The sequence below is a fragment of the Methylococcus geothermalis genome (assembly GCF_012769535.1).
Lineage (GTDB): Bacteria > Pseudomonadota > Gammaproteobacteria > Methylococcales > Methylococcaceae > Methylococcus > Methylococcus geothermalis.
In genome coordinates, this window is sequence record NZ_CP046565.1 from 3286281 (window position 1) to 3311694 (window position 25414).

Here is a 25414-nt window from a genome sequence, read left to right on the forward strand (position 1 = left end):
AGCCTCAGTCATCCCGGGCCCCGCGCACGAATAGGGTGGCACCGACATCGCTATAAACTTCACCGTGCCGACTGCCGACCGGAGCCAGTTGGTACTCCCCGGCGCGCAACAGGATATCTCCCAAAAATACCTCACCCTCCAGCATCATGCACTCCTCGTCTTGCAGGTGAGAATGGCCGGGAACCTTGGCCCCAGGCTCCAGCCGGTAGAAACGGGATGCCAACGTCCCGTCGGAGCATAGCTCCTTTTTCATCACCCCCTCCCCCACTTCGACCCAATCGTCCTTTTTGCCGGCAAAAACCGTTGCCGACGCCGGGCCGGCGAAAGGCAGCCATCCTCCCATCAATTCGCGCAGGACCGATGATTTGCTGCCAAGGGAGGTTCCGCGCAGATACGCCAGCGCACCTTGGCGGGAACGAATGGATTCGTGGCGACTGCCGGCGGGGGATACGTGATAGTCGAGCGGTCCCAGGTCCAATGAACCCATCTGCAGGCCACCCCGCAACACGATGCCCTCCTCCATCCAGTTGTGCCGATGCGCCGGCAGCGACGCGCCTGGGGCAAATTCGATCAATACCGAACTCCCCGCCGGTCCGGTCCACAGCGGCTTGAAACGGACGCCTCTCCTGAGGGTTTGCCACGCGCCGTCCTTGAGCCGCACAGTCAACAATCCCGCGTGTTCGGCGACACTGCGAGCGATTCGTTCCATCAGGCCAGCCCGCAAGGCTGCCCTCGTTCCGGAGGAGAGTTCTATCGGAGCCAGATTTTCCGCCAAAAGCTCGTTCAGCTCGGTTTGCTCCGATTCTGCGGGAAGATTCGGGAATTCTGGTCGGGTGCTCATATTTTCAAAGCCTTGAATTGGCATCGGGAGCCAGTCTTTGCCGCAACGCGATCAACGCTCGCCGGATATGGGATTTGACCGTGCCCAGAGGCAGGCCGGCATACCCGGCAATCTCGTCGTGGCTGAGCCCGCGGAAGAATGCCAAGGACACCAGCTGTCGCGGCACCGGATCCAGGCTCGCCAGGGCGGCGTGCAGGACATGCCCATCCTGGACCGCCGCCAGCAAGTCCGGGGGAGCATCCTCGCCGGGGCATTCCAACCGGTCCAGTATTTCCGGGTCGAGTTCGCATTCGTTCGTCTCGATTCGGCGAAGGGCGTCCAGCGCCCGGCTGCGGGCGATGGTCATGATCCAGGCCAGGGCAGTACCTCTTTCCGGGTCGAACCGGGGGGCCTGACGCCAGATTTGCCAGAAGGTGTCCTGAGCCACCTCTTCGGCCAGCGGGGCGCGCTGTGTGATCCGTAAGGCCAAGCCGTAGACCCGTCCGACCAGCGCATCGTACAGCGCGGCCAGCGCATTCGCATCGCGGTCCACCACACGGGCGATCCAATCCCCCAGTTGGCGTTCGTCGGGGGCGGAGCGCCCGCTTTGGCTCGGCGGACAAAGAGCGGCGTCCGCAGCAACGTCATCCGATACCCCGCCCGGTTCCATTCGGTCGGGACTTTCAACCGCCGATGTCGGCACTTCGTCCGCGTCGCCGCCGTCTGTTCTGTTCATGGAGGTGCCATCCATCGTTGATACGCGGTAAACGGCGGCCTGGATGCCGATGCCGGTTTCGGAAACCAAGTTGTGTAGATTCCACTCCGCGCTTCAAGCGAGGCATGTCGCAAATACGGGATACTTATTTCCACCTCGACGGTCTCAAAGAAATGGCAAATCGGCCCCCTCATCGCCGTCAATGCTCAGCGGTACGGCTGCGTGAACCGCAAAGACCACGCCCCCCGCCGTCTGCGCCCGCCTACAAGCCCAGGCATCCCAAGGCCAGCCCCGCATGGCCGCGATCGACGACATTCTGCCGCGTTACAAGCGTCATCTGTCGAACCTGAAAGACTCGCTGAAGCAGGACATCGACCGCGCGGCGCTGGCGGAAATCTTGGGAGGGATTGGGATCGTTCCCGAAGGGGACGCGATCTATGCCGAAAGGGACGAACCCGGCATGCACATTCTCACGCGCATGCCGAGCCGTATCTAGAATGGTAGCGGGGGCATCTACCGAACAACACGGCGTAAATGGCGCAGTTACTCGGGTTGTCGGCTGGATGCAGGATGAGTTACTGACAAAGTTACTGTCATGGGAGTAGTGCTGCCTACTGACTAAGCAAAGCGATGCGAGATATAGCGAGGATTATTTGAGCATGGCAACGTCCAACAACGTATGGAGTTGCCCGAATGCATCAACTTACCGAAACCGGCTTTCTGCGCATCCATCAGATCGTAGGAGATCGAAAAGCCAACCCTCCCATTCCCCCTATCATTCCTGTCTCCCGCTCAACCTGGTGGGCGGGCGTCAAAGACGGTAGATACCCCAAGCCTATAAAGATTGGGCCGCGCACCACCGTCTGGACCGTAGAAGACATCCGGGAGCTGGTAAACCGCATCCGGCGCGGGGAGTCAGCATGAATCAGGCGGTGGCGACGGTGAAGGCCGGGCGGTGGGTGAAGCCACGGTGGAGGGTTAAACAGTACCGCAGCCCATTTGAGGCGTATGTCCGCTATGGCGGGTGGCGTTTGTGTGAGATTAAACCTGGCACCAAGGCGCCGGCTGGAAAAGGCTGGAACCGGAGGGAGGCTGCGATCGACGATCCGGCGCGGGCTGGGCGGCTTGAGGCGGCTGGACTGCTGCACGCTTGGTCAGGCACGGCGGCCCTCGACGTGGATGACTTTGAGGAGGCGGACCGATGGCTTGAGGCACGCGGGATCAATTTGTCCGCGTTGCTGGGCTCGGGTGATGCAGTTCAGATCACCTCTGGCCGACCCGGCAAGGCGAAACTTCTCTACCGGCTGGCAGAGCCGAGGCCAAGTGTAAAAGTGGTAGACGATGCGGGCCAAGTGGTCTTGGAGCTGCGATGCGGCGCGGCTGGAGGACTTAGCGTACAGGATGTTTTGCCTCCTTCGGTCCATCCAGACACGGGTAACCCCTACGCCTGGGGCGGCTCAGGCAGGTGGTGGCGGCTGCCCGACATGCCGGCGGCGCTGCTCAAAGTGTGGGACGAGCTGGCGGCGCCTTCGCACAGGCCGGATGAGGTCGCGAAGGCCGAGGCGGCGGCGGCGGTGCTGGATGCCGGGCAGCTTGCCGACCTGCGTGAGGCGCTTTTTTTTATACCAGCGGATGCATATGACACCTGGATCAAGATCGGCCTTGCCTTGGCCGGGCTGGGCGATGCCGGGCGGGCGCTTTGGCTTGCCTGGTCTGCCACTTCGAGCAAGTTCGAGCCGGCGGCAGCCGCAAGAAAATGGGAGAGCTTCGCGGGCGCGGCGGCAGATCATCGGGCTGTCTTTGCCGAGGCCGCGCGACGCGGGTGGACTAACCCAGCGAAGGAGCGGGCGGTGAGGGAGAGGCTGGCGGCGCAATCCTTGGCCGAGGCCGGCGGGCCGGCGGCGGCTGGCAAGCGCGAAGAGGTGCAGGCCGTTCCGGCGGTTGAAGTCGGAGGCGCGGGATGGCCGGAGCCGATGATACCGGAGGGCGTGGACGTTCCGAATATTCCGGACATTGTTTTACCGGGCTGGGTCGGCGCGATGGCCGAGGCGGTCTCGGTCAGTTGTCAGACGCCGAGCGCGGCTGCCGTCGCCGTGGCGCTGGCGGCGTTGGCGACTTGCTGTCAGAGGCGGTGGCAGGTGGCGCCGCACGCGTCTGGATATGTGGAGCCCCTCGCATTATGGACTATAACCGCGATGCCGCCGGGCAGCCGCAAAAGCGCCGTGCTTGCGGCTTTGGCCGCGCCGTTGATCCGGTGGGAAAAACTTCAGAGGGATCGGCTTCGCCCCGAAATCGCCCGGCGGACAGCGGCGCGAGAAGTTGCGGCCAAAAGGATCGAGGGCTTGAAAAAGCGGGCGCTGCGGGTGGAGGACGCTGAGTCGCGGGCCGAGTTGGTCGCGGCGATCCAGTCGGAGTCTGAATTTATGCCGGCGGAGCTGATCCCCCCGCGCCTATTCACCGGAGACTGCACGCCGGAGAGGTTGCAGGGGCTTCTTGTGGAGCACGGGGAGGCGATGTCAGTGCTGAGCGACGAAGGCGGCATCTTCCAAGTTTTGTCGGGAGCATATTCCGGCGGGATGGCTAATTTGGATGTGTTTTTGCAAGGGCACGCGGGCTCAGCCATGCGAGTAGACCGTGGCGGGCGGTGTGCCCACATAGATCGGCCGGCGCTAAGTTTGGGCCTGATGATGCAGCCGGGCGTTCTGGCCGAGGTAGGCAAAAACAAAAGATTCAGGGACTCGGGATTGCTTGGCCGGTGCCTCTTTGTTGTGCCCAAGAGCAACGTTGGCGCGCGCGATGTTAGACAACACCTCGACGTGCCGGAGTACATCAAAGAGGACTGGGAGGCCGGGTTATTTCGGCTTCTGGATGGTCGCCTTGAGCCGGTGGAGGCGCCGAGGACGTTGATTTTTGGGCCAGAGGCGCGTGAGTGTTGGCTAAATTTCTCGGCTGAGATCGAGCGTAAGCAAGGCGACGGCGGGCCGCTGGGACATGTGGCCGACTGGTCGGCCAAGCTTCCTGGCGCCGTGGCTAGGATTGCAGGCTTGCTGCACCTTGCCACGCGCGGCGGCGCGGTGGAGGTGATCGGGCGCGATGCGGTCGAGCGGGCGGTTGAGCTAGGCAAGCTTCTTATTCCTCACGCTCTCGCCGCGTTTGGGCTGATGGGGCGGGCGCCGGTTGAGGACGACGCGCATGCGCTGTTGGCGTGGATTCGAGCCGGGCGGCGGCTGACGTTCACCGCCCGTGAAGCTCAGAGAGCGATGCGTGTTCGCTTCCCATCTCGCCCAAAGCTCGACCAGGCCCTTGCGTTTCTCGGCGATTGGAAAGTGGTGGTGGGTGCCCGGCAGACGGTGGCGGGTGGAGGGGCTGGCAGGCCCACAACCACGTACATCGTAAATGAGCGGATTTTTGATGCAGCCTGAGCCGGAATTTTGTCCCACAGGCGGGCGGACACAATGGGACAAAATGCCAAAATTCGGCGGATTTTTAATTTTGTCCCATTCTGTCACCAAGGGTTTGGGACAAAATTCCGGCGATTTGCACACGATCGAACAACAATCGGGCGAATTTTGTCACACCGTCATTTTCGTCCTAAAGGTTTTTTTAACCTTAAAAATCATATACATACATGCAAAATGCGCATCCGGGCCGGAAATCGTGGGACAAAATGCCAAAATTCAAAAAGCGTGGCGGCGAATTTTGTCATTTTGTCCCATGTCCTGGGGGTGAAGTTTGATTTTTGAGATTGGCCGGCGTAGTCCGGCCTTGGCGTCCGGCCATATGGCCGGGCGAGATCGTGCCGGGAGGCACAACAATCGCGATGGAGCGAAAACAATGAGTGACAGAAATCATATACCGGAGCATTGCAGGGGCGACGAGACACACCACGAGTGGCTCATGAGGTCGCCTAAATGGGTCCTCGTCATGGCCATCGAAACGAAGGAAATGTATCTTCACGTCCTCCTCGAAGACATTGGCAAACTTAAAACCCGTGTCGCCGAACTTGAGGCCGAGCTGTCCGATATAACGGGTGGTAATAAAAAGCAGTGATGTTATAACGTAACATTTCCTAGTTTTGCGGAGGGGGGTTCCCTTCCGGCAACCATAAGGTGAAAAAATGTCTGATGATTCAATCGTTTACAACGAAGAGCTGATCGAGGCCGACCTGGCCGACCTGCAGGAGCGTATCGAAGATGCTACCGCCGAACTGGCGGAGCGGGGTGAGCGGGTGCGGCAATGGGCGGCGGCGCTGAGCCCGTGCCTTCACACCGCCGACGGCATACAGCATCGGCTGTCCGTGGCGCGGCGGCGGCGGGGTGAGCTGCTGTTCAAATACTTTGAGTCCGGCGACGAGGCGATGAAGCATGAAATCGAGGCCCTGAGTGAGGAAATCAGGTTCATCCAAGACTGGAGCCCCGAATTCATTGGCCGTGTGCTGACGGAGCATGAAAAATGGGCCGCCCGCACGGAGCTATTCCGGTCTAGGTACGAGGATCGAGCGGCGGACCTCAAAGCCCGTCGTAACCTGGCGCCGGCGCATGTCCTGAGCCAGCGCGAAACGACGATGTACGGCCGTCCGATCCGGGCGGCTTGATTCTACCCACACACCCTGCCCGATCCGGCGGGCAGGGCTTCCCGATGGCGAGGCTGGCATGAAGACAGAGGTTATTGAGGCTATCCGGCTGCTCAAACACTCAAAGCAACTCGACCAGGCGGCGCAGGCGGCGCGGCGGGAGGCGGCGTGGCTTCTTGCAGCCTGCACCGAAAGGGATATATGCCATGCGGCGAAGCGCACAGGCTGGACGCCAACGGGTTTGATATGCCTGGCGAGGGCCGTAACGGGCACTCATATAGCTGATTGATCTAACAAACCATGATGGAGATAACACGATGGGCGGTGGTGGCGGGTCTTTGACCCCTCAGATTACGGCGCAGGAGCTGGAATACGCGAATGTGCTGCAGAATGTGCTGCAGTCGTCGAACGCGCTGACGGCGCCGGTGGAGAAGTTCGCGGTCCGCAACATGAAGGCGATGAACACGCCTCTGGCCTACGACGCGGCGGGCGGCCTGGGGCTGAGTTCGGCCTTGCAGCAGTGGGACCCGCTGCGGCAGCAGACGATGTACCAGACGATGGCCAGCGGTGCGGCGCCGGGCAGTGGGCGGTTCCTGGCCACCGAGACGCAGTTGGACCAGGCCAACGCGCAGGCACGGGCACGCGGGGCGATGCAGGGGCGCATGGGCAATCTGGATGCGCGGCTCGGGCTGATGAACGCGGCCATCGGCGCCGGGCGGCAGCGGCTGGGATCGGCGGTGGATACGTTCTCCAACCTTTCCAGGAAATCCAGCGACTGGGAGCGCAACCGGGCGGCGTTGGCGAGCGAGATGGAGGCGGACAACGCCAAGGGCATCGGCAAGATGGCCGGTATGGTGGGCGGCGCGGCGCTGGGGCTGATGACCGGCGGGCTGGGCTTCAGTCTGACGGGCGCGGCCTTGGCGTCGGCAGGGGCGACCGGGGCGGCCTTGGGCGGTAGCCTGGGTTCGGGCCTGGCCAGCGGGATGCGGTGATCTCGCGGTACTCGCCCCGCGAGTGGCGGCGGGAGGTATGGCGGACGCCGGCATGAATCCGACGTCCTTCCCAGATCCTCGCGGTACGTGCCCCGCGAGTGGCGTTTGTTTCCTCGCAGTACTCGCCCCGCGAGTGGCGCTTGTTCGACCGTTCTCGACCAAGCCGTAAAACAGCTCGCAGTACTCGCCCCGCGAGTGGCGTGACCTTATTGTAACCATACGCCGGCGGGCTGTGCTACACTTTCAACTGTCCCCGGACGGTTCCGGGGCCGGGCGTGGAAACCCGATAGCACAAAGGCGCACCCTCGCGCCCTGACCGGCGCTTTTTTATGCCGGTCGGCTTCCCATGACGGGCGGTGCGAGGCACGGTACGTCCGTGGCCGGTTCCTTTGTGCCGGTTTTCCACCCTCGCATCGTCCGTCACCCTTGCACTGTGGAAAGTGCTGGTGACGGTTTCCAAGCAACACAAAGGAGCCAACACCATGACATCCCCTACCACGGGCGCACACCGCCCGATCATTTCCCTATCCCATGCGCATCGGCTCGATGGCGATGTGCGACGGCTTGCCGATGAGCTGGAACACCTGGCACTGATTTGCGATGACTGGGTAAACCAGTGCCACAAAACCGAAGCGCTGCGTGAAGTCGCCCGCTGCGTCCGGGCCGCCAGCCGGGCCATGTCCAAGGCCAAGAACCCGGCCAGACAAGTCTGGATCGAGGCGCACGCGGAGGAAGGTTCGGCCACGGTCACCGGCGACCAGGAGGAGCCCAGCCATGATTGAGCAAATCAAAACGACCCTGGCGGCGCTGGGCATGGCCGACGTGATTTTTTCCATTGCAAACATGCTGGCCGGCTGGCTGGCGGGAGGTGGACTATGAAAGACGCGAACGCGGTTGAACGGATGAACGGGGCACTGCAAACGGCAGGCATGGCGGCCCGATCGGTGGCGGCGGGGCTGGTGCTGCTGCGTATGAACCGCAGCGAAGACCCTGGGCTGAACGACGATGAGTACGAGGCGTTCTGCTGGAGTCTGGAGCAATCGGTCATGGAGGTGGCCGAGGTGCTGGATATGGCCATGCACATGCTACGCACCCAGGCCGAGGAGACGGCGCGTGACCCGGCGCAGCGGTAGGCCGGTGGCGGTGGGGAACCTCGCGCTGCGGGTGGCCGAGATGGCGGCGCGGGCACGGGAGGCGCCGAGGCCTTCGGCTCCGCCGGTGACGCCGAGGCCTTCGGCTTCACCCGTGCCGCCCAGGCCTTCGGCTTCTTCGGTGGCGCAGTGTGGCCGGGTGACGCTGGGGGTGAACCTGTTGCAGGGCGCCAGCGTGCAGCCTGAGCCGGTCCGCTGGCTGTGGCCGGGCTGGCTGGCGAAAGGCAAGCTGCACGTCATCGCCGGGCAGCCCGGCACGGGCAAGACCAGTCTTGCGCTTTCCCTAGCGGCGACGCTGACGGCGGGCGGACGCTGGCCGGACGGCACGCCGGCGGCGCCGGGCAACGTGCTGATCTGGTCCGGCGAGGACGACGTGAGGGATACCCTGATGCCGCGCCTTCTGTCCTGCGGGGCGGATCCGAAACGCTGCTTCTTCATCACCGACGTGCAGGCCGAAGACGGGCGGCGCCCGTTCGACCCAGCCCGCGACATGCCCGCCCTGCTGCGTGCGGCGCGGGAGGTGGGCGAGGTGCGGTTGCTGCTGGTCGATCCGATCGTGTCGGCGGTGGCGGCGGACAGCCACAAGAACGCCGAGGTGCGGCGCGGGCTGGCCCCGCTGGTGACGCTGGCCGAGCGTCTTGATTGCGCCTTGCTGGGCATCTCGCACTTCTCCAAGGGCTCGGCGGGCCGTGATCCGCTGGAGCGGGTGACCGGTTCGCTGGCGTTCGGGGCGCTGGCCCGGATCGTGTTCGCGGCCTTCAAGCGCTCGGAGGAGGACGGCGGCGGTCGCTGCCTGGCGCGGGTGAAGTCGAACCTCGGGCCGGACGAGGGCGGCTTTCTCTACGAGCTGGTTCTCGATGCGCTGGCCGAGCACCCAGGCGTGACGGCGACACGGGTCGACTGGGGCACGGCGGTAGCCGGTTCGGCAAGGGCGCTGCTGGCGCGTGCGGAGGCCGCGTGTGATCCGGAAGCCATGTCGGCGCTGGACGAAGCCTGCGCGTTTCTTCAGGAGCTGTTGGCGGCTGGGCCTGTGGCGGCGGCGGAAGTGAAGATGGAGGCCGAGGCGGCGGGTGTTTCGGAAAGGACGCTGAAACGAGCAAGGAAGAAACTGGCGCTGACCGTGACCAAAACAGGCATGGAGGGCGGCTGGGTCTGGGCTCTGTAACCCAAAGGGGGCCAAGACTTGGCACTCTTCGAAGGGTGCCAAATATCCCGAAGGGTGCCAAACATTTGCTTGGCACTCTTCGGCGGTGTTTGGCCCTCTTCGTCGGCTTCGGAAAGGACTCCATCTCCTTGTGGGGTCTTCGCTCGCAGTACTCGCCCCGCGAGTGGCGTGCCGACATTTTACCCATAGGGCGCCACACCCCAAACGGTCCAATCACCCGGCTGTGGCCGTGACGCGATGCAGGCCGGCGGTGGGCTGGACCTCCAGCCGTGGCCGACATCCAGGCCGTGCCTGATCCTCTCGCAGTACTCGCCCCGCGAGTGGCGTGATTTCATTTTACCCATTAGGCGCCACACCTCAAACGGTCCAATCATTCGACGGTGCCGGCGCTGGCGGCGGGCTGGACCTCCAGCCTTGGCCGACCTCCAGCCCGTGCCGGGCCCCGAGGCCTTGGCCGACCTCCAGGCCGTGCCGGGCCCCGAGGCCTTGGCCGACCTCCAACCCGTGCCGGGCCCCGAGGCGGTGGCCGACCTCCAGGCCGTGCCGGGCCCCGAGGCGGTGGCCGACCTCCAGCCCGTGCCGGGCCCCGAGGCGGTGGCCGACCTCCAGGCCGTGCCGGGCCCCGAGGCGGTGGCCGACCTCCAGGCCGTGCCGGGCCCCGAGGCGGTGGCCGACCCCCAGGCCGTGCCGGGCCCCGAGGCGGTGGCCGACCTCCAGGCCGTGCCGGGCCCCGAGGCCTTCGCCGATCCTTTCCCGAGTCTATCATTTTGTATACACATGATAGACGTGATAGACCGGGCTGGAAGCCGCATTTCACCGTCGATCAAAAGTTTGTTTTTCGACTTTTGATAGACAGATGGAAACTCTTTTAAGACTTATGATAGACTTATGATCGTGTTCCATTCGTCATTTTTGGGAGGTCGTCATCATGAAGCACCAGGTGGTGGGTTACATCCGGGTCAGCTCGGTAGGACAGAACACGGACCGGCAATTGGCGGGCGTGGCGCTGGATCGGGTCTTCGAGGAGAAGGCGAGCGCGAAGACCGTCACGGCCCGGCCCGTGCTGGCGGAATGCCTGGCCTACGTGCGGGCCGGGGATACGCTGGTCTGCCATTCATTGGACCGGCTGGCGCGGAACACGGCGGAGCTGTTGGGCTTGGTCCGGGAGATCACGGGTAAGGGCGTGACGGTCCGGTTTCTGAAGGAGAACCTCACCTTTTCAGGGTCCGACGATGACCCGTTCAAGAATCTGATGCTGAGCATGCTAGCCGCGTTCGGCCAGTTCGAGCGGGAGCTGATCAACGAGCGGCGGCGCGAAGGCGTGGCGGCGGCACGGGCGCGGGGTCGGAAGTTCGGGGCGCCGGCCAAGCTGACCCCGGAGCTGTGCGCGAAGATCGACGCGCTTTTGGCGTCCGGGGCCAGTAAGAGGACGACGGCAAGGGCGGTCGGGATTGGGGAGGCTACTCTTTATAGGTATCTGCACGTCGCGGCCACAGCCGGATGAAATGAAATCACGCCGCTCGCGGGGCGAGTACCGCGAGGCGGCCCGCGTCCTTTTTCAGCCCGTCCAGGTAATCTGCCCATGCCTGCATCATCTTCCGGCGTTCGGGCAGGTGCGCCGTGCGGTTATAGGCTCGCCCGTTGGGATCGCGCACGGCATGCGCTAACTGATGCTCGATGTAATCGGGCCGGAATCCAAGTACTTCATCCAGCACGGTACGCGCCAGCGCCCGGAAGCCGTGAACGGTCATTTCGTCCTTGCCGAACCCCATGCGCCGCAGTGCGGCCAGCAGGGCCACGTCAGACATGGGCCGGGAACCGTTCGGTGTTCTCGCGGAAGGGAACACATAGCGCCCGCGTCCGGTCAGCGCATAAAGCGCACGCAGGATGTCCACGGCTTGGGTTGCCAGGGGAACGATGTGCGGCGTGCCGGTCTTGGTCACGGTGTAGCGCCATTCTGCCGCGTTCAGGTCGATATGTGCCCATTCCGCTTTCCGTAGCTCGCCAGGGCGCACAAACACCAGCGGGGCCAGCTTCAAGGCGCATTGCACAGTGAACGTTCCCTGGTAGGCGTCAATCGCTCGCAGCAATTCCGCCGCGCGTGATGGTTCGGTCATGGCCGCGAAATTCCCGCCCTTCACCGGCGGAAGCGCCCCTTTCAGATCGCCGGAAGGATCACGGTCCGCCCTTCCGGTCGCCACGGCATAGCGGAAAATCTGGCCGCAGTTCTGCAATGCCCGGTGCGCCGTTTCCACCGCGCCACGCGCTTCGATTCGCCGCAGCGCCGCCAACAATTCGGTGGCGTTGATTTCGGCGATTGGCCGCCCGCCCAGCCAGGGGAAAATATCCCGCTCCAGCCGGCGAATAATCCGGTCGCCGTGGCTCCCTGCCCAGGAAGGTGCTTGCTTGGCGTACCACTCCCGCGCCACCACTTCAAAGCTGTTCGCGGATCGGTCGGCTTGCGCCGCCTTCATCGCCTTGCGGCTCTCGCCGGGGTCGACGCCTTGGGCGATTTGCCTCCGGGCTTGGTCGCGCCGTTCGCGGGCATCCTTCAGGCTCACTTCAGGGTAAGTTCCCATAGAAAGAGTCTTGCGCTTGCCGTCAAACCGGTAATCCAGCCTCCACCACTTACCTCCAGAAGGCACGATGAGCAGGTACAGACCTTTTTCGTCGGATAGCCTGGAATTCTTGTCGCCTCTGGGTTTGGCGTTGCGGATTACGGCATCGGTCAGCGGCATGGCAGTAACACCTATGGCTGTTGGTGTGGCTACTGTCGAAGTTACTGTCTTTTGACGGTAGATGTTGCGGGACGGTATGCGACAACACTGGACGGAGTATAAACGAAAAAGCCCGCGTGGCGCGGGCTTCGTGGGCTATATCGGTTGTTGCTGGATGGTTGATTGGTGGCGGGGGCAGGATTTGAACCTACGACCTTCGGGTTATGAGCCCGACGAGCTACCGGACTGCTCCACCCCGCGATTGAGAGCGGAAATTATAACCTCGATTTCCAGATTTGCAAGCCCAAGCCTTGTCCAATGACACATGAGCCTGAAGGGAGGGCCGTGTTTCCAGTGTGAGGTGAGCCTGGAGGCGGCGAAGTTGGGATCATGGAGAGGTGATCGTGACTTTGCAGACCGCAGGACTTCAAACCCTGGCGCAGGTACGCGCCTTCGTGGAGGGCAATGAGCCCGTTTCTTTCACTCTCACCGACCGCACCGTCGCCCATCTGTGGATGACGGACACGCTCAAGCGCTTTCGCTACATGCACTGCACACGGACCGATAAGGGCCTGCTGCGCCGCTACCTGGCCAAGGTGACCGGGCTGTCCCGAGCCCAGCTGACCCGCGCCATCACTCTGTTCTGCCGCGCGGGTGTCATCGAGGATCGCCGCCGAGCTCCCGCCAAGCCCTTTGCGCGGCGCTACACGGCGGACGATATTCGCCTGCTGGCCGAGACGGATGCGCTGCATGGCACGCTCTCGGGCCCCGCGACACGCAAGCTGTGCGAGCGCATGCACCAGGTCTTCGGCGACGCCCGCTTCGAACGGTTGGCGCGAATCTCAAACGGCCACCTCTACAACCTGCGCCAGCACAAGACCTACCGGACTCAGCGCGGCAGCTTCGACAAGACCCGCCCGGTTCATGTCCAGATCGGCGAACGGCGCAAGCCCACACCCCAAGGCAAGCCCGGCTATCTGCGCATCGATTCGGTCCATCAGGGCGATCTGGACGGCATCAAGGGGCTGTATCTGATCCACGCGGTGGATGAAGTCACCCCGTTCCCGGCCGTCTTTGCCACGGCCAAGATCAGCGAGCACTTCCTGGTGCCGGTGCTCACCCAACTCCTCAACAGCTTCCCCTTCACCATCCAGGGGTTCCACACCGACAACGGCTCGGAGTACATCAACAAGAAAGTCGCCAAACTGCTCGAAAAGCTCCGTATCGAACAGACCAAGTCCCGCGCTCGAAAGACCAACGATAATGCCCTGGTCGAATCCAAAAACGGCTCCACCCTCCGCAAACACCTCGGCTACAGCCATATCCCCGGCCGCTTCGCCGAGGCGGTCAATCGCTTCACCAGCGGCATGCTCACCGAGTATCTCAACTTCCACAGGCCCTGCCACTTCCCCACCGAATCGGTCGATGCCAAAGCTAAGCTTCGCAAACACTACCGCTACCAGGACATGATGACGCCCTACGAGAAATGGAAATCCTTGCCCCAAGCCTCCGAATACCTCAAGCCCGGCATCACCTTCCAACCACCTGGATGCCATCGCCAACCAATACAGCGATAATGAAGCCGCCCAACGCTTGAATCAGGCTCGGGCTGAACTCTTTCAACTCATCAACCAATCCCAAACCAACGCCGCCTGAACCGCTGCTTCCTCAACCCTCCTTCAGGCTCATCTCTGGATTGGAAAGGACTCCCATAAACATCCCAACGTGAGAGATGGGCTAGGCAAGCATCCACGTTTTCATCTGCACTTTACGCCGACGTCAGCATCCTGGGTGAATCTGGTGGGGTGGAGCGTTTCTTCCGCGACCTCACCGAGGAACGCATCCGTCGTGGCGTCTTTCGTAGCGTTGAGGAACTGAAGACCGCCATCATGGAGTACTTGGAGCACCACAATGCCAATCCAAAGCCGTACCATTGGACTGCTAAGCCCGACGCGATTTTGGCAAAAGTCGCCAAAGCTAAAGTGACGTTGGGGACGTTACACTAGGAGTAACGATTTTATGCGGGTCGCGGGGTGGAGAGTTTTTTTTACTCGCTGAAGGTCGAGCAGATTCACGGAACCTGCTACGCCACCGGGCAGGCGACGAAGGCCGATGTGGCCGGGTACCTCAAGTCTTACTACAACCGGAAACGGCGGCATTAGACGCTCAACCCCCTGTCACCCTGTGACTTTAACCCAAATTGTCCATTAGCCATTTTGCAGCCCCGGGATGAAGGGGGGAGCGGAGGCATTGGCCCAGAGGCCGGCGAACCAGGCGCGTTTTTTACGTGGCACGGACAGCATCAAACGATGCTGGCTGGTATCGTGATGCCACGCGCCACCGATGGCCAGCACCAGGCCATGCAGGGTGGACAGTGTGTGCTGAATCCGGGAGCGCAAGACGGCCTGTCGAAACAGGCTCATCAGGTTGTAGGCGAGCATGGCAAAGCCCAGTGCGGCTTCCGTGGCCCAAAAGTCGCGCATGTTGAACGCATCCAGTCCGAAGTCGGTTTTCAGTTCCTTGATCCGGTTCTGTGCGGCTGCGCCGCATCCCTCGCTACGCTCGGGACCGCCACGGCGTGGCGTCCTGCGCCCTACGGGCTGGTCACAGTCAGCTCGTCCCCGATAGGTGCGCCAGACCTCCACCATCGGCAGATCAAGCGTGGTCACGAAGGCTCCATAGCGCCAGCCCTGAATGTCCGGATCGTCGGCGAACAACGACAGCGTCTTGCCCGGCGCCGTTTTGCGCTTGACCGATTGACGCACCACGATCAAGCGCCGTTCACTCTGCCAGCCTGCCGCGTGGTAGCGCAGTTCGGTCAGTTCCAGCCCCGTTTCCAGCGCCCACCAGCCGGTGGCCTGATAGATCGTCCGTTGCAGCGGCTGGGTCAGCCGGGCTGCGATGATGTAGGGAATCCGTTTGCCTTCCAGGGCCGACAGGATGGCCTCGTCGAAGAAGCCGCTATCGGCACGCAGCAGGCCAACGGCCTTGTCGCCCAGATGGTGCAGGGTCGATTCGAGAAATGGCAGGATGTTGTTGGCGCTGTGCGCATTGCCCGGCCGCAGCCAGAAGTTGGCCACCATGCGCGCTTCGGCAACAAAGGCCAGCAGCGGGTGATGGCTGGCCCGACCGTGCCGGTTGGGATTGTAGCCACGCGCCGCCCCTTCCTGCTCGCCGTTGCGGGTGATGACCGTCGAATCCACGTCGAGCGTCACCTGCTTCAAGGCGCTGATCTTGCCAAAGAACCAGCGGTAGGCCTCGGCCTGCACCCGTTCGTTGGTGAGCATGTCAAAGCGGCCAAACAGGCGCATGATGGCCTTGTGGCCAGCAGCACGTGCCCAGCCAAACAGCCGCACCAGCGTGCTGTCCATGCGCACCGTTTCGGCATGCGCGAAGCGGCAGGCGCCGCACCAGATCGAGACGATGAACTGCTCGATCAGTTGCAGCGGCGCATAGCCCCGGTTCGACTTCGGCTCGGGCAATCCCCAGCGCGCCGCTGCTTCCCGAAATCCCATGCTGTCAAGCATCTGCTTGAACAGCGCCAAACCACCCCAGGCCGTCACCTCACGGTGGCTGAAACTGACCGAAAATCCCTCTCCCTGTAGCACAGAACCTGCCATGCGCACCCCCTATCCCAATGATCCACAAAAGATTTCTCTAATGACCGCCATTAGAAACCGTCTCGCCCAAACGCCGATACGCCCGCCAATAGCTTGCATCAAAATCAGGAAAAATGGCTAATGGATTATTTGGGTTTAAAGCTCGGATGGCCACTTCGCGGGGACGGGGTTCACAAAAAGGTTGCAAGATCACCCCACCATCACGACCTGCTGAGCACTGTCACATATCCCAGCGTCACCGTGGACTCTTCGTCACCCTCGCCGCCTCCATGCTGCATCCTCCGAGACCAGAGGGCGATATAAAACAGCTGCGGGAGAATGATCGTCAAATAAACGACAGGATTGTAGGGATGTAACAATGGCAGACGTAACCTTCCAGCGAGCCATTGCCAAAGCCGTACCCACGGAAACTGCATGAACAACAGTGCAAAAGCCCAGAATCCACCCTTAGGGGCGATGGATTCGACACGCAAGCCAACGCGCTGTCCCATGTAGCGAAGGGCGAATGGAGTATAGCGGAAGTAGTCATGAGGAATCTCGTGCAAGGGAACTAGCAAAGGCGTGGTCAGGAACAGCTTGCCGTTCTCCTTCAGGACCCGTCGGCATTCCTCGAGTGCTTGAACTGGCTCGGGGATATGTTCCAGAACCTCTGTCAACAGCACACAGTCGAAAAAGCCATCGCGGAAGGGGAGCTGCAGGATGGACGCGGTCACATCAACGGAGGTAATATCGTGGGGCGACCATGGAACATCCACGCTGTAAGTCGATGAAAAGTAGTTTCTGTAAACTGGGAAATAGGGGAGGGATCCTGAGCCCACATCCAACAACCTTCCACTACCTTTTTTGAAGTTTTCGTGAAGAAACTGGATCAACTTCCGCAATATAATCTCGTTGGTGAGAAGAGTGGCTGGCCTCTGCCCCTGATCTACGCTAAACTTCCCCCGTCTGAATACTACATAGCTACTCATGGTGCGTCCCGATTCCACTGCAAGAAAATTCTTCCTTTTCGCCCACCGATGACTTCTGCGACGGCCGATTACGCCCCCATTCCAGCTCGTCCTTCGGTTTCAATGTCCTCATCAGATAGTCTTCGAAGGCCGCCACCATGGCATCGGCCCCAAAGACCTCCGCCCGATGCAGACCAGCCTGAATCAATGACTCTCGACGCTCGCGATCACCGAGAAGAACTAGACAGCGATCCGCCATCGCGCCCCAGTCACCGACAGGAACGAGAAAACCGCTTTCTCCGTCGACGATGATCTCCCCCGGCCCGGACGGGCAATCGGAAGCAACCACTGGAACTCCGAGCGCCATCGCCTCCACAATAACATTGCCGAAACCTTCGAAAAAGGATGACAGCACAAACACATCAGCTTGAACTAGATAAGGAAAGGGATTCTCCTGAAAGCCGGTCAGGACGATATTACCTAGGATTCCCAAGTCCGAAGCCATTTTCGTTACTTCGTCACGGAGCTCCCCATCTCCTACCAGAATAAGTTTGGCTGGCTTTACGGAAAGGATCACCTTGAAGGCTGCCAACAGCGTGCGGAAATCCTTCTGCATGCTGAACCGACAAGCAGAGACGATCCACGGAAGATCCTTGACGGCAGGGAGCAAAATATCCTCTCGTGCCATCCGTCGGCAGCGATCGATATCCACGCCGTTATGAATGACTCGAAGCTTTTCTTCCAAAGCGCCGTGGTTTTTGATGAGATCATCCCTAACACCGCAAGATGGCGTGATGACACCGCTCGGACTCCGCAAGCAACGGCGCACAATCCAGCGCTCCCGCAAAAACGGCGCGCGGTCCAAAGCGGCAAAATATGCGGATACATTCCCGAGTATCGTCCCGACGACCGGCACGCCGAGAAAGAAAATATCTTTCGCCATCGACGCAAATAGCGTTCCATTATGCATTAAGGCAAGGACAAGTTGGCTCTTTTCCCGCCGGGCGACGGTTCTCACGGCCCACGCATAGCGTACGATGTTGCGATATGTGAACTCGTAAGGACTCGAAGCACCAAACTCGTCGAAACAATGGATTGGTATAGATAAATTATCATAAAAGCCACTGATGGACGCATGTGTCAAGAGAGCGCGGTCGAACGCACGTAATCCTTTCAAGAGATTATAGGTACGGGTTTCAGCTCCACCGATCACATTTGCGGGTAGGACGACCAGTAACCTCGGTTTTTTCTCCGGAGTTTTAACCTTCATAGGAAATCGGTATCTCCCATCATGAACCACCAGCGATCCTGAAGTTCTTCGAAACGTGGCCCTTCGGTCCACACATTAGTCGGAATCGGAATCTCGGTACCCGTCTTGTAGACGCCAGGACTGCGGAAAAAGCCGGCATAGGTGGCCGAAACCCAAGCGGTAAGCACCGGCAATCCCCAGCGCGTCACTTGGCGGCGCGCATGATCGATCAACAACGGAATCTCCCTGAGGGGCGCCACCAAGTCCACTAGCTTGCACTCATCTCTTTCCCGACGCAGTACGATCAGACCGCGGAGACGTCCTCCCAGACGGTTCGCGACCACCAGTACAACGTAATCGAAACAAGGGTGCTCGAAATAACGATAGTGCAAATAATTCGAATCTCTCATCACGAGGATTCCAGCGGCCAAATCTCGCTTCATTTTGGACCAAAGGTCACCAAGAGAACGTTCTTCCTCTCGAACGCGCCAAAGCCGCCGCAGCACAGTGGCAACATGGGGACGGTACGGGAGCGCTGGCCAACGAATCTCCACTACGCGGCCCACCTCAGCATATAGTTGAAGTTTTTCAGCGACCCGCATTGCTCTCTCATTAGGGAAACCATAAGCGAGAAGATGGTCGTTCTCGTAGCCGAAATACGATTCCAGAAAAGCGCTGGCCACTTGGAAAAATACCCCCCTTCGGGTCATCACCCCGCGCTCCTTCGGGTCAACCATGACATCACATATCTGCAAAGCCTGCGTTTCTTGTCCTAGGAAGGATATGCGTCGGGTCGTTGCGCCATAGTGAGCCACCACTTCCTTGCCGCGGCAAGCAATCATGGCTCTTCCACGCCCGTCCCCATACTTCCAGGCCCAGAGTTCGCGGCTCATCTCGGTACCGAAGACCTTATGAAACAGGGACAAGCATCCTTCGGTGTGAGTCACATTGAGGGGGACCAACCGCCAGCGTGAAGCACCGGACTTCCGGAACGCTACGATGCGGCGTGGAAACCCTAAGCACGTCGGGTCGCAAACGCGGAATCCATGGTGCTCGGCCAGCGACCGCAAGTAGAACATCTTGCGCATGCGAAGTTCTTCATTCACATCCCGCGCGATCGAGATGGCTAGGAAACCACCTTCGCTGAGGAACTGGTGTGCCCGATCGAAGAGAAGGGATGGCTGAACCATCGCCCACTCAAACGTAACAAGGATGGCCGAAGCTGGGCCGACAAATGAACCATCGTCGCGCGGGGCTTGGGCGAGGAACTCCTCCAGGGAAAAATGAATGGCGACATAGTCTGCGATCCGTTCCCCAAGAAACCCCCACTCTCCCTCGGCACCAACTAGACATAGGGAGCCATGGCCTACCCATACGCATTCGCACATAGAGTCCCCGCTAGAGCACGAAGAAATCAGTCGCGAACGGGGGGCGTTGCGATCCCGACTTCCGATCGACGTCGATCCTTCACATCTGCTGGCTGATCTGGGAAAAATCCCGTTTCGGTTTGGCAAACGACCACTCCCGTGGGAGAGTTACCACGCCCCGCTCCAGTCCCTTTTGCACCACCCGGAGTTCGGCCACGCGTTCAGCACGATCGTAAATATGAATACTGTTCTCGCAAAGCAGGAAAACGTTTACCCAATAATTTCCCTTAAGCAGCGGCAGGCGGGGAAATGTCAAGCAGACTTCCCCCTGGCCGTATTCGTTCCTTTCGGGTATCACTCGATCGTTCTCCGTGGAGGCGCTGGTCACCGCCCACCCGTTGGCGTCGAGGATCGTCACGGCCACGTTTGGCGGCGGGAGTGCCGGGTCCGACTCAAAACTGACACCGATACCCAAATCAGTACCGCCGGTTTCAATGCTCAACTCATGCCCGGCAATACCGTCTGCGCTCACCTCTACCTTAGTCAGCCTCCCCGAACCCTCTATCAGCGAAAACGGCGACACCCGCCCCCCCCCGTCGCCAATGTCGCATTCGATCGATTTCAGAAACTCCACGTAGGCAGCGGTCACACGAGCCGGTTCCCCATCCATGATGAGTCGCCCCCGATCCAACCAGATGACGCGATTGCAAATTGCTTCCACTTGGTACAAGTTATGCGAACAAAACAGGATAGTCTTGCCAGCTTTCTTGTATCCAGTGATCCGGTCGAAGGACTTTCTGGCAAAGGCACCGTCCCCCACCGACAATGTCTCATCCAAGATCAGGATGTCCGGATCGACAGCAGTGGCAACAGCGAATGCCAGGCGCGCATACATACCCGAAGAATACGTCTTAACAGGCTGGTCCATAAAGCCTTCAAGCCCGGCGAAATTGACGATCTCACTATAGAGCTGCTCCATCCGCGACGCTGGCAACCCCATCACCGAGCCACCCAGATAAACGTTTTCGCGCCCACTCATATCCGGATGAAAGCCTGCGCCCAGTTCCAACAGCGCGGCAACCTGTCCACGGACGCGAATCTCACCGCTCGACGGGATTAGAGTGCCGGCAATCAGCTTGAGCAACGTACTTTTCCCTGCCCCGTTTGTACCGATGATCCCGACCACTTGGCCGTTGGGAATCTTCAATGTCAACGGGTGTAAGGCAATCCACTCCCGAACTTTCTTCTTCTTGGTGATGATTTCCCATAGCACATCCCGCGCATATCCATACGAGCGGTAGCTTTTGCCAACGTCTTGTAAATCAACCGCGATCACAAAACTTCACGCATGTATGGTTCCGCACGATGATACAAAACCCAAGCCGGTGCCAATAGTAAAACCCAGTACAGCCCGGGTCGCAAAAAATTTCCAGTGGTAATAGGCATATCTTGGAGTAACCCATGAATCAATGCCATCACGTCAGCCACCGGATTCAAGCTCAAGGCTGATCGAAAATCTGAAGGCAGCATTTCTGGAGGATACAAAATCGGCGTCAAGTAAAAAATCATTGTCAACACAAACGGGAAGACCTGCCGCAAATCTTTCAAAAAACAACCGAGCACCGCCAGCAAATAACCGAAGGGAATCAACCATACCCATAGAGCAATCAGGACCACAACCGCCTTGATCGCACCTTCTGGGCCTATCAGGAATCCGGCCACCACAATAAACACGGGGAGGTAAACGATCCCGGCAACCAACGCTGGAAGAAGAGGTAACGCCTTGAGGGGAAATACCGTCTTTTTATAGAGCATATTGAACTCGTTCATCACGGAGAGATTCCGTAGCAGAACTTCACTCACGAACAACCACGGCAACATGCCGGTCAGGAAATAATCGACGAACGCCACTTTGCCAGGGACCTTGATTCGCAATACGAAATCTAGCAGGAACCAGAACGCAAGGATTTGCAAACCGGGCTGCAAGAGCAGCCAGACCCCTCCCAAAAGAGTGCCGCTGGTGCGTGCGACGATTTCGCGGCGAAGCAGCAGATACAGAAGTTCCCTTTCTTGCACCAATACCCTGAGCGGCCCCAGAAAACCAGCTGCTGACGCTTCAGGAAAACGGGATATTACCCGGAGGAAAAAACGCGATGTCATGTATTAGAGTTGCTTCCAATGATAACCAGATGATCACAAAGACATTTTTAGATTCCAAAGGCCAGCGGCAAGGCCGAAAAACCCATAGATGAATATGTCGAGTCGGTTTCTAATCCGATGCATCAAGCAGTGAAAGGTCTTCATTCCTCCAATGGAGTGCTCGACTGAGATTCGGGTTCGTGCTTGCTTTTTATTCTCTCGTATTGGTTGATCTGTCAACGCGGCATGAGGATTGTTCTTGGATGCCCTGGGTTTCTTGTGAGGAAGGTGAATTCTGGCTTTATTCCCATCATCGGCAGTGGCACCAAAGAACCCCAAATCTAACCAGACATCGGCGCCGTCAAACCACGGTAATGCAGGATCGAACAGTTGCTTCATCAGCGCATCATCATGAACGCTGCCGGCCACAACACCTCCAACGAATAGAATTTGCCGCTCAAGGGTCGAAATGACTAAGGTTTTAACCGTATGTCGTTTTTTTTGCCGCTATAGCGGGCTTTTTGCTGATCGTCATCCTGCGGCCTGACGCAACCGCATTCCACTCCGTCAATGATGATATCGCCATGTTTTTCAATCAGTTTCATCATCTCTCCCGGTGTCGTCAGCGCCCGCTCTGGCAGCAGATCGAGTTTCGCCAAGCTGCGCCGCAACACGGGCTGAAGTTGTTCCACATGTCGATGCGCATGCCCCGAACTCAAGCCAAAATGGAAGCCCAGGACATCGAAGGTACAGTAGGTCTTGAGGTAATACAAAATGAAGAACAGCTTCTTATCCATCCGATCGAGATAGCCAACATGACCTCCTTTTTGTACCCGTTTTATTTCGCCTTGCCTAACACGTTCTTGCTGAATCTCCGCATAGGCCTCTTCAAAGATAGGGTAGAGCTTGGCGAATTGAGCCTTGTTCATTCCGATCAGGGCTCTGACAGTACGTTCGCTGGTTTCTTCCATGAACTTTCCAAAAATCACTGACTGACACCATTCGATTGTTGTTAATGGGTATATTTATACCACAATAAATCCATTTTTATCATCGGAAGCAACTCTATTATTCGACACGATAATCAATCAATGTCGACCCATAGTTTATTCATCCTCCGCTTGGTCAGTCGCTTTCGCGTCGCCCGCCGTCTTGACACTTTTTCCGTGGTACCAGCTCCCCTGGACGAAAGTCCAGTGATCCTTCTTTGGCGGTCCGCCAAAGCTCTTCCCTTGCAAACCCGGCATGGTAAGTTCGGTCTCCACGATGATCTCCGCCGAATCCCCGTCGATCTTGAACTCCTTGAATTTGTAGCCGACCACCCGAAGGCGCTGGAATCGCGCCTGCTGCATTTGATCTGGCGTCATTTTGCCTTCGACCCTGGCCGTCTCCATCTGGTAAACGGTATGGAGGTCATTCGCACGCCAAGCCTCCCAGTAGGCAGTAGCCCGTTCCCGCAGAGCTTCGTCTCGGCGCTGGTCTCCGGCGTACGCCACGGCAGCCGCCATTAGCTCGCCGAAGAGTACCCAGCTACAAAATATCGTCTTTGCGTCCTTCATTTTCATCCCCTTCGCTCGTTCATTTTGCCGGCTAAGCCGGACCATTCCGAAAGCCCAAGCCGCTTGCCGATCAGGGAAAGACGCCGCGTGGGAAAAGGGTCTTCAGCTCGTCCTGCACGACCTCGATCTTGGCATGTTTGGCCAGCTCCCGCACGTAAGCATCGCGTTGTTTAGCCTGTCCCTCGAGCCGCATGCGCTGGATCACCTTTTCTCGCACATTGGGATAGGGAGAAACCAAGGACGGGCGTATATCTGTCAACTTAAGGATTTCAAACCCGACGGACGATTCAACGACCTGGGTATGTTCGCCCACCTTCAAGTTCTTGATAGCCGCCGATAGCCATGGATCGCCTTCCCGTGCCATAAAACCGAGATCCCCCTGCGTAACCTTAGCCCTCGGATTCTCCGTGAGTTCGCCGGCAAGTTTGGCAAAGGGTTCACCCGCATCGAGGCGCTTGAGCACTTCATCGGCGCGTTTTCGAACCTGCATCTTCTGCTCTTCGCTCGCTTTCTCAGGGAAACGAAACTGGATTTGGCTGACGCGCACCATCTCCGGTATCCCGTACTCGTTTTGGTGATCAAGGTAGAACTGATAAGCCGCTTTCTCATCGGGAGGAGGCGGCAGTGGAAAATGTTCTTCGGCTAATTTTTCGTAGGCCTTGTTCAATGCTGCCTTGGCCTTTTCCGGATCCTTGGGTAAGAGTCCTTTACGCACCATGTCGCCTCGTAACAACTGGCTGCTGACCATAGCACGCAGTGCCTCCGCTTGGCCGGCCGGCGTCATGGAGGTGGCGATATACGATTGGTTACGTTGTAGAAAATTGACGTAATCCTGGACGGTGATTTCTTCGCCGTCGACTTTCAACATAACTACTTTGACAGGTTGCGCTGGAGCCACGTGTTCCCCTGCGACCGGTCGTTCCGTCGCTGATTCTTTCTTCGCCGCTGCCTCCGGTTTGGCCATGCTTGCCACGGAAAATCCGCAGAGCATGACCAACCCCAACACTGCGACTACAGAACGTTTCACTTGTTGCATTTCCACTCCTTCATCTTAATACGAATTGTCCGGCGGCGAGATCTTCGAAGTGCTGCCACAACGGACCATAGACGATCCAAACCCCATTTCCGCCTTTCCCACGCCCTAGAACCCCATCGAGCCAACCATCGCCGTCGATATCCCGAAGGAGCAATATCTGGCTCCCCTCATTCCTCGCCATCGGTACAGACCGCATGGGCACTGCGGCATGGCCATCCCATGACGGGGGGAATCGATAGATCGCCAATGCTCCGTATCCCACGGCCATGAGGCACGTCGCGTCATCCCGGTCTTGGCCAACGGCTACTTGTCGTATCCCCATCGTGGTCGGGAATGACAGCGGTGCCGCATCCTTGAAGGCACCCTGGCCTTCGTTAATAAGCACATGGATATGAAACGGCTGAGACTGATTCGGGATGAGCAGATCGGGGGCCTTGTTGCCGTCGAGATCGGCGACTGCAACTTGGTTCGGGGCACCCCTGACGAAGTCACGTACCTGGATCGGTGTGACGGTATCGTCGATCTTTTCCGGATGACGGATCATCCAAAGGGAATGGTTCTGCTGAATCGTGAACAAGAGTTCCTCGATGCCGTCGCCATCGATGTCCACCGGGACGATACGGTCCGCCCTCCGGATCGATTTTTTCTGCGGCTGCTCGCGGAGCGGCACGGCGATACGGCCTACCGCTTTTCCAGTGACTGGGTCGAAGCCCTTCCATAAGGACACCTCATCCTCGTGGAACGAGCTGACAGCGAGGCTCGTTCCCCAATCTGGCCAACGGAACACCGAAAGGTGACGCGGCGCAGTCTCCGGCACTCGGTTCCGCACCCGGAATCCGCCTGCCAGCGTCGGTTCCAAGACGATCAATTGATTTACGCCTTCGGCGGCCGCCGCATAGAGGCGCTCTTTGGAAGGCAAGCGCACGAAGTCGCCCGGGTGGAAACCCACTTCCGGGACAGTCGGGCCCGGTGAAAAGACCCGCGGCTCCTTTTGAAAGAAAGCCTGGGCGTAATTTCCGCCGTGAGCAACTGCAATCACATCGAGTCTGCCGTCTCCATCGACGTCATCTGTCGCCACATGAAACGGAGGGGCATCGAAAGGCAAGGACTGTTGCAGCGATGCGACATCCTCACTCAATGCATGCAAGGACGGCGACGGTGATCGACAGGCAGCCAGCGCGACCGAAGACAGCGCAGCCAACACGATCCAATAAAAGTAGTTCATGGGTTCAACGAGGGTAGTCACTAAGCCATGGGCATCACTTAGCCCCCACAGTAGCTGCTGCTGGTGAGGCGGTGGCCAAATCTCATCCGGCAACCTTTTCACGAGCACTCTGGAGGCAAAGCCGGCTCAGTCAAATCAT

General features: G+C 59.5%; 28 protein-coding genes, 1 tRNA gene and 1 pseudogene. 15 read left to right on the forward strand and 15 right to left on the reverse strand.

The genetic code is table 11. The annotated features are described in order from the left end of the window. Positions 1 to 4 precede the first annotated feature (4 nt). A complete protein-coding gene (locus GNH96_RS15405) occupies positions 5 to 865 on the reverse strand; it encodes a cupin domain-containing protein (RefSeq protein ID WP_228719911.1) in 861 nt (286 codons plus the stop codon). Further along, positions 846 to 1556 (reverse strand): sigma-70 family RNA polymerase sigma factor, encoded by a 711-nt coding sequence (locus GNH96_RS15410; RefSeq protein ID WP_228719912.1) that lies wholly within the window; start codon positions 1554 to 1556, stop codon positions 846 to 848. The genes GNH96_RS15405 and GNH96_RS15410 overlap by 20 nt, the downstream gene beginning before the upstream one ends. Before the next feature lie 274 nt (positions 1557 to 1830). Here GNH96_RS15410 and GNH96_RS15415 point away from each other — a divergent pair, with 274 nt between their 5' ends. The 12 genes from GNH96_RS15415 (at position 1831) to GNH96_RS15465 (ending at position 10920) form a co-directional block, all read left to right on the forward strand. Continuing rightward, positions 1831 to 2031: a hypothetical protein gene (locus GNH96_RS15415; RefSeq protein ID WP_169604448.1), complete on the forward strand. Its 201-nt coding sequence runs from the start codon at positions 1831 to 1833 to the stop codon at positions 2029 to 2031. A 197-nt stretch (positions 2032 to 2228) separates the two neighbouring features. Continuing rightward, positions 2229 to 2459, forward strand: coding sequence for a helix-turn-helix transcriptional regulator (locus tag GNH96_RS15420; protein ID WP_169604449.1), 231 nt, complete (start codon positions 2229 to 2231; stop codon positions 2457 to 2459). Next, positions 2456 to 4957, forward strand: a complete 2502-nt coding sequence (locus GNH96_RS15425) for a DUF3987 domain-containing protein (RefSeq protein ID WP_169604450.1) — start codon at positions 2456 to 2458, stop codon at positions 4955 to 4957. The genes GNH96_RS15420 and GNH96_RS15425 overlap by 4 nt, the downstream gene beginning before the upstream one ends. Further along, positions 4947 to 5264: a hypothetical protein gene (locus GNH96_RS15430; protein ID WP_169604451.1), complete on the forward strand. Its 318-nt coding sequence runs from the start codon at positions 4947 to 4949 to the stop codon at positions 5262 to 5264. Before GNH96_RS15425 ends, GNH96_RS15430 begins: the two co-directional genes overlap by 11 nt. Positions 5265 to 5459: 195 nt before the next feature. After that, positions 5460 to 5585, forward strand: coding sequence for a hypothetical protein (locus tag GNH96_RS16205; RefSeq protein WP_267313381.1), 126 nt, complete (start codon positions 5460 to 5462; stop codon positions 5583 to 5585). A gap of 67 nt (positions 5586 to 5652) precedes the next feature. Then, positions 5653 to 6129: a hypothetical protein gene (locus GNH96_RS15435; RefSeq protein WP_169604452.1), complete on the forward strand. Its 477-nt coding sequence runs from the start codon at positions 5653 to 5655 to the stop codon at positions 6127 to 6129. A 317-nt stretch (positions 6130 to 6446) separates the two neighbouring features. Beyond that, positions 6447 to 7100, forward strand: a complete 654-nt coding sequence (locus GNH96_RS15440; RefSeq protein ID WP_169604453.1) for a hypothetical protein — start codon at positions 6447 to 6449, stop codon at positions 7098 to 7100. Positions 7101 to 7582: 482 nt separating this feature from the next. After that, positions 7583 to 7882 carry a hypothetical protein gene (locus GNH96_RS15445; protein WP_169604454.1) on the forward strand — a complete coding sequence of 100 codons (300 nt, stop codon included), beginning with the start codon at positions 7583 to 7585 and terminating at the stop codon, positions 7880 to 7882. Positions 7883 to 7975: 93 nt separating this feature from the next. Beyond that, positions 7976 to 8233, forward strand: a complete 258-nt coding sequence (locus tag GNH96_RS15450; protein ID WP_169604455.1) for a hypothetical protein — start codon at positions 7976 to 7978, stop codon at positions 8231 to 8233. Continuing rightward, positions 8214 to 9416, forward strand: a complete 1203-nt coding sequence (locus GNH96_RS15455) for an AAA family ATPase (protein ID WP_169604456.1) — start codon at positions 8214 to 8216, stop codon at positions 9414 to 9416. The genes GNH96_RS15450 and GNH96_RS15455 overlap by 20 nt, the downstream gene beginning before the upstream one ends. A gap of 432 nt (positions 9417 to 9848) precedes the next feature. Next, positions 9849 to 10265 (forward strand): hypothetical protein, encoded by a 417-nt coding sequence (locus GNH96_RS15460; protein WP_169604457.1) that lies wholly within the window; start codon positions 9849 to 9851, stop codon positions 10263 to 10265. A 79-nt stretch (positions 10266 to 10344) separates the two neighbouring features. Beyond that, positions 10345 to 10920: a recombinase family protein gene (locus tag GNH96_RS15465; protein WP_169604458.1), complete on the forward strand. Its 576-nt coding sequence runs from the start codon at positions 10345 to 10347 to the stop codon at positions 10918 to 10920. 7 nt (positions 10921 to 10927) lie between these two features. Here GNH96_RS15465 and GNH96_RS15470 read toward each other — a convergent pair whose 3' ends face one another. Both GNH96_RS15470 and GNH96_RS15475 read right to left on the reverse strand, forming a co-directional pair. Beyond that, positions 10928 to 12154, reverse strand: coding sequence for a tyrosine-type recombinase/integrase (locus GNH96_RS15470; protein ID WP_169604459.1), 1227 nt, complete (start codon positions 12152 to 12154; stop codon positions 10928 to 10930). Positions 12155 to 12317: 163 nt separating this feature from the next. Beyond that, a tRNA-Met gene (locus GNH96_RS15475) sits at positions 12318 to 12394 on the reverse strand. Between the two features lie 143 nt (positions 12395 to 12537). On the opposite strand from GNH96_RS15475, the gene GNH96_RS15480 reads away from it, so the two are divergent. The 3 genes and pseudogenes from GNH96_RS15480 (at position 12538) to GNH96_RS16415 (ending at position 14295) form a co-directional block, all read left to right on the forward strand. Then, positions 12538 to 13710, forward strand: coding sequence for an integrase catalytic domain-containing protein (locus GNH96_RS15480; RefSeq protein ID WP_223163426.1), 1173 nt, complete (start codon positions 12538 to 12540; stop codon positions 13708 to 13710). Between the two features lie 130 nt (positions 13711 to 13840). Next, positions 13841 to 14139: pseudogene (locus tag GNH96_RS16130) on the forward strand (IS630 family transposase); the annotation flags it as partial. 27 nt (positions 14140 to 14166) lie between these two features. Then, complete coding sequence (locus GNH96_RS16415; RefSeq protein WP_169604460.1) at positions 14167 to 14295, forward strand: IS3 family transposase; 129 nt, start codon at positions 14167 to 14169, stop codon at positions 14293 to 14295. Between the two features lie 45 nt (positions 14296 to 14340). Here the strand turns inward: GNH96_RS16415 and GNH96_RS15925 are convergent, their stop codons facing one another. The 11 genes from GNH96_RS15925 to GNH96_RS15540 all read right to left on the reverse strand — a co-directional run bounded on the left by GNH96_RS15925 (position 14341) and on the right by GNH96_RS15540 (position 25275). Further along, positions 14341 to 15753: an IS1380 family transposase gene (locus tag GNH96_RS15925; RefSeq protein ID WP_223163445.1), complete on the reverse strand. Its 1413-nt coding sequence runs from the start codon at positions 15751 to 15753 to the stop codon at positions 14341 to 14343. 200 nt (positions 15754 to 15953) lie between these two features. Then, on the reverse strand, positions 15954 to 16634 hold the full coding sequence (locus tag GNH96_RS15495) for a class I SAM-dependent methyltransferase (protein ID WP_228719913.1): 681 nt from the start codon (positions 16632 to 16634) through the stop codon (positions 15954 to 15956). 79 nt (positions 16635 to 16713) lie between these two features. Beyond that, positions 16714 to 17970 carry a glycosyltransferase gene (locus GNH96_RS15500; RefSeq protein WP_169604462.1) on the reverse strand — a complete coding sequence of 419 codons (1257 nt, stop codon included), beginning with the start codon at positions 17968 to 17970 and terminating at the stop codon, positions 16714 to 16716. Beyond that, positions 17967 to 19337: a GNAT family N-acetyltransferase gene (locus GNH96_RS15505; protein ID WP_228719914.1), complete on the reverse strand. Its 1371-nt coding sequence runs from the start codon at positions 19335 to 19337 to the stop codon at positions 17967 to 17969. Before GNH96_RS15505 ends, GNH96_RS15500 begins: the two co-directional genes overlap by 4 nt. 79 nt (positions 19338 to 19416) lie before the next feature. Then, the gene (locus tag GNH96_RS15510; RefSeq protein WP_169604463.1) at positions 19417 to 20652 is read right to left on the reverse strand and encodes an ABC transporter ATP-binding protein; all 1236 of its coding nucleotides are present in this window, start codon (positions 20650 to 20652) and stop codon (positions 19417 to 19419) included. Beyond that, positions 20649 to 21476, reverse strand: coding sequence for an ABC transporter permease (locus GNH96_RS15515; RefSeq protein ID WP_169604464.1), 828 nt, complete (start codon positions 21474 to 21476; stop codon positions 20649 to 20651). Before GNH96_RS15515 ends, GNH96_RS15510 begins: the two co-directional genes overlap by 4 nt. Positions 21477 to 21509: 33 nt before the next feature. Then, positions 21510 to 21926 carry a transposase family protein gene (locus tag GNH96_RS15520; protein WP_169604765.1) on the reverse strand — a complete coding sequence of 139 codons (417 nt, stop codon included), beginning with the start codon at positions 21924 to 21926 and terminating at the stop codon, positions 21510 to 21512. Between the two features lie 2 nt (positions 21927 to 21928). Next, positions 21929 to 22426 carry a helix-turn-helix domain-containing protein gene (locus tag GNH96_RS15525; protein WP_169604465.1) on the reverse strand — a complete coding sequence of 166 codons (498 nt, stop codon included), beginning with the start codon at positions 22424 to 22426 and terminating at the stop codon, positions 21929 to 21931. A gap of 135 nt (positions 22427 to 22561) precedes the next feature. Beyond that, complete coding sequence (locus GNH96_RS15530; protein ID WP_169604466.1) at positions 22562 to 23020, reverse strand: hypothetical protein; 459 nt, start codon at positions 23018 to 23020, stop codon at positions 22562 to 22564. A 64-nt stretch (positions 23021 to 23084) separates the two neighbouring features. Then, a complete protein-coding gene (locus tag GNH96_RS15535) occupies positions 23085 to 24050 on the reverse strand; it encodes a peptidylprolyl isomerase (protein WP_169604467.1) in 966 nt (321 codons plus the stop codon). A 10-nt stretch (positions 24051 to 24060) separates the two neighbouring features. Then, complete coding sequence (locus GNH96_RS15540) at positions 24061 to 25275, reverse strand: FG-GAP repeat domain-containing protein (protein WP_169604468.1); 1215 nt, start codon at positions 25273 to 25275, stop codon at positions 24061 to 24063. Positions 25276 to 25414 lie beyond the last annotated feature (139 nt).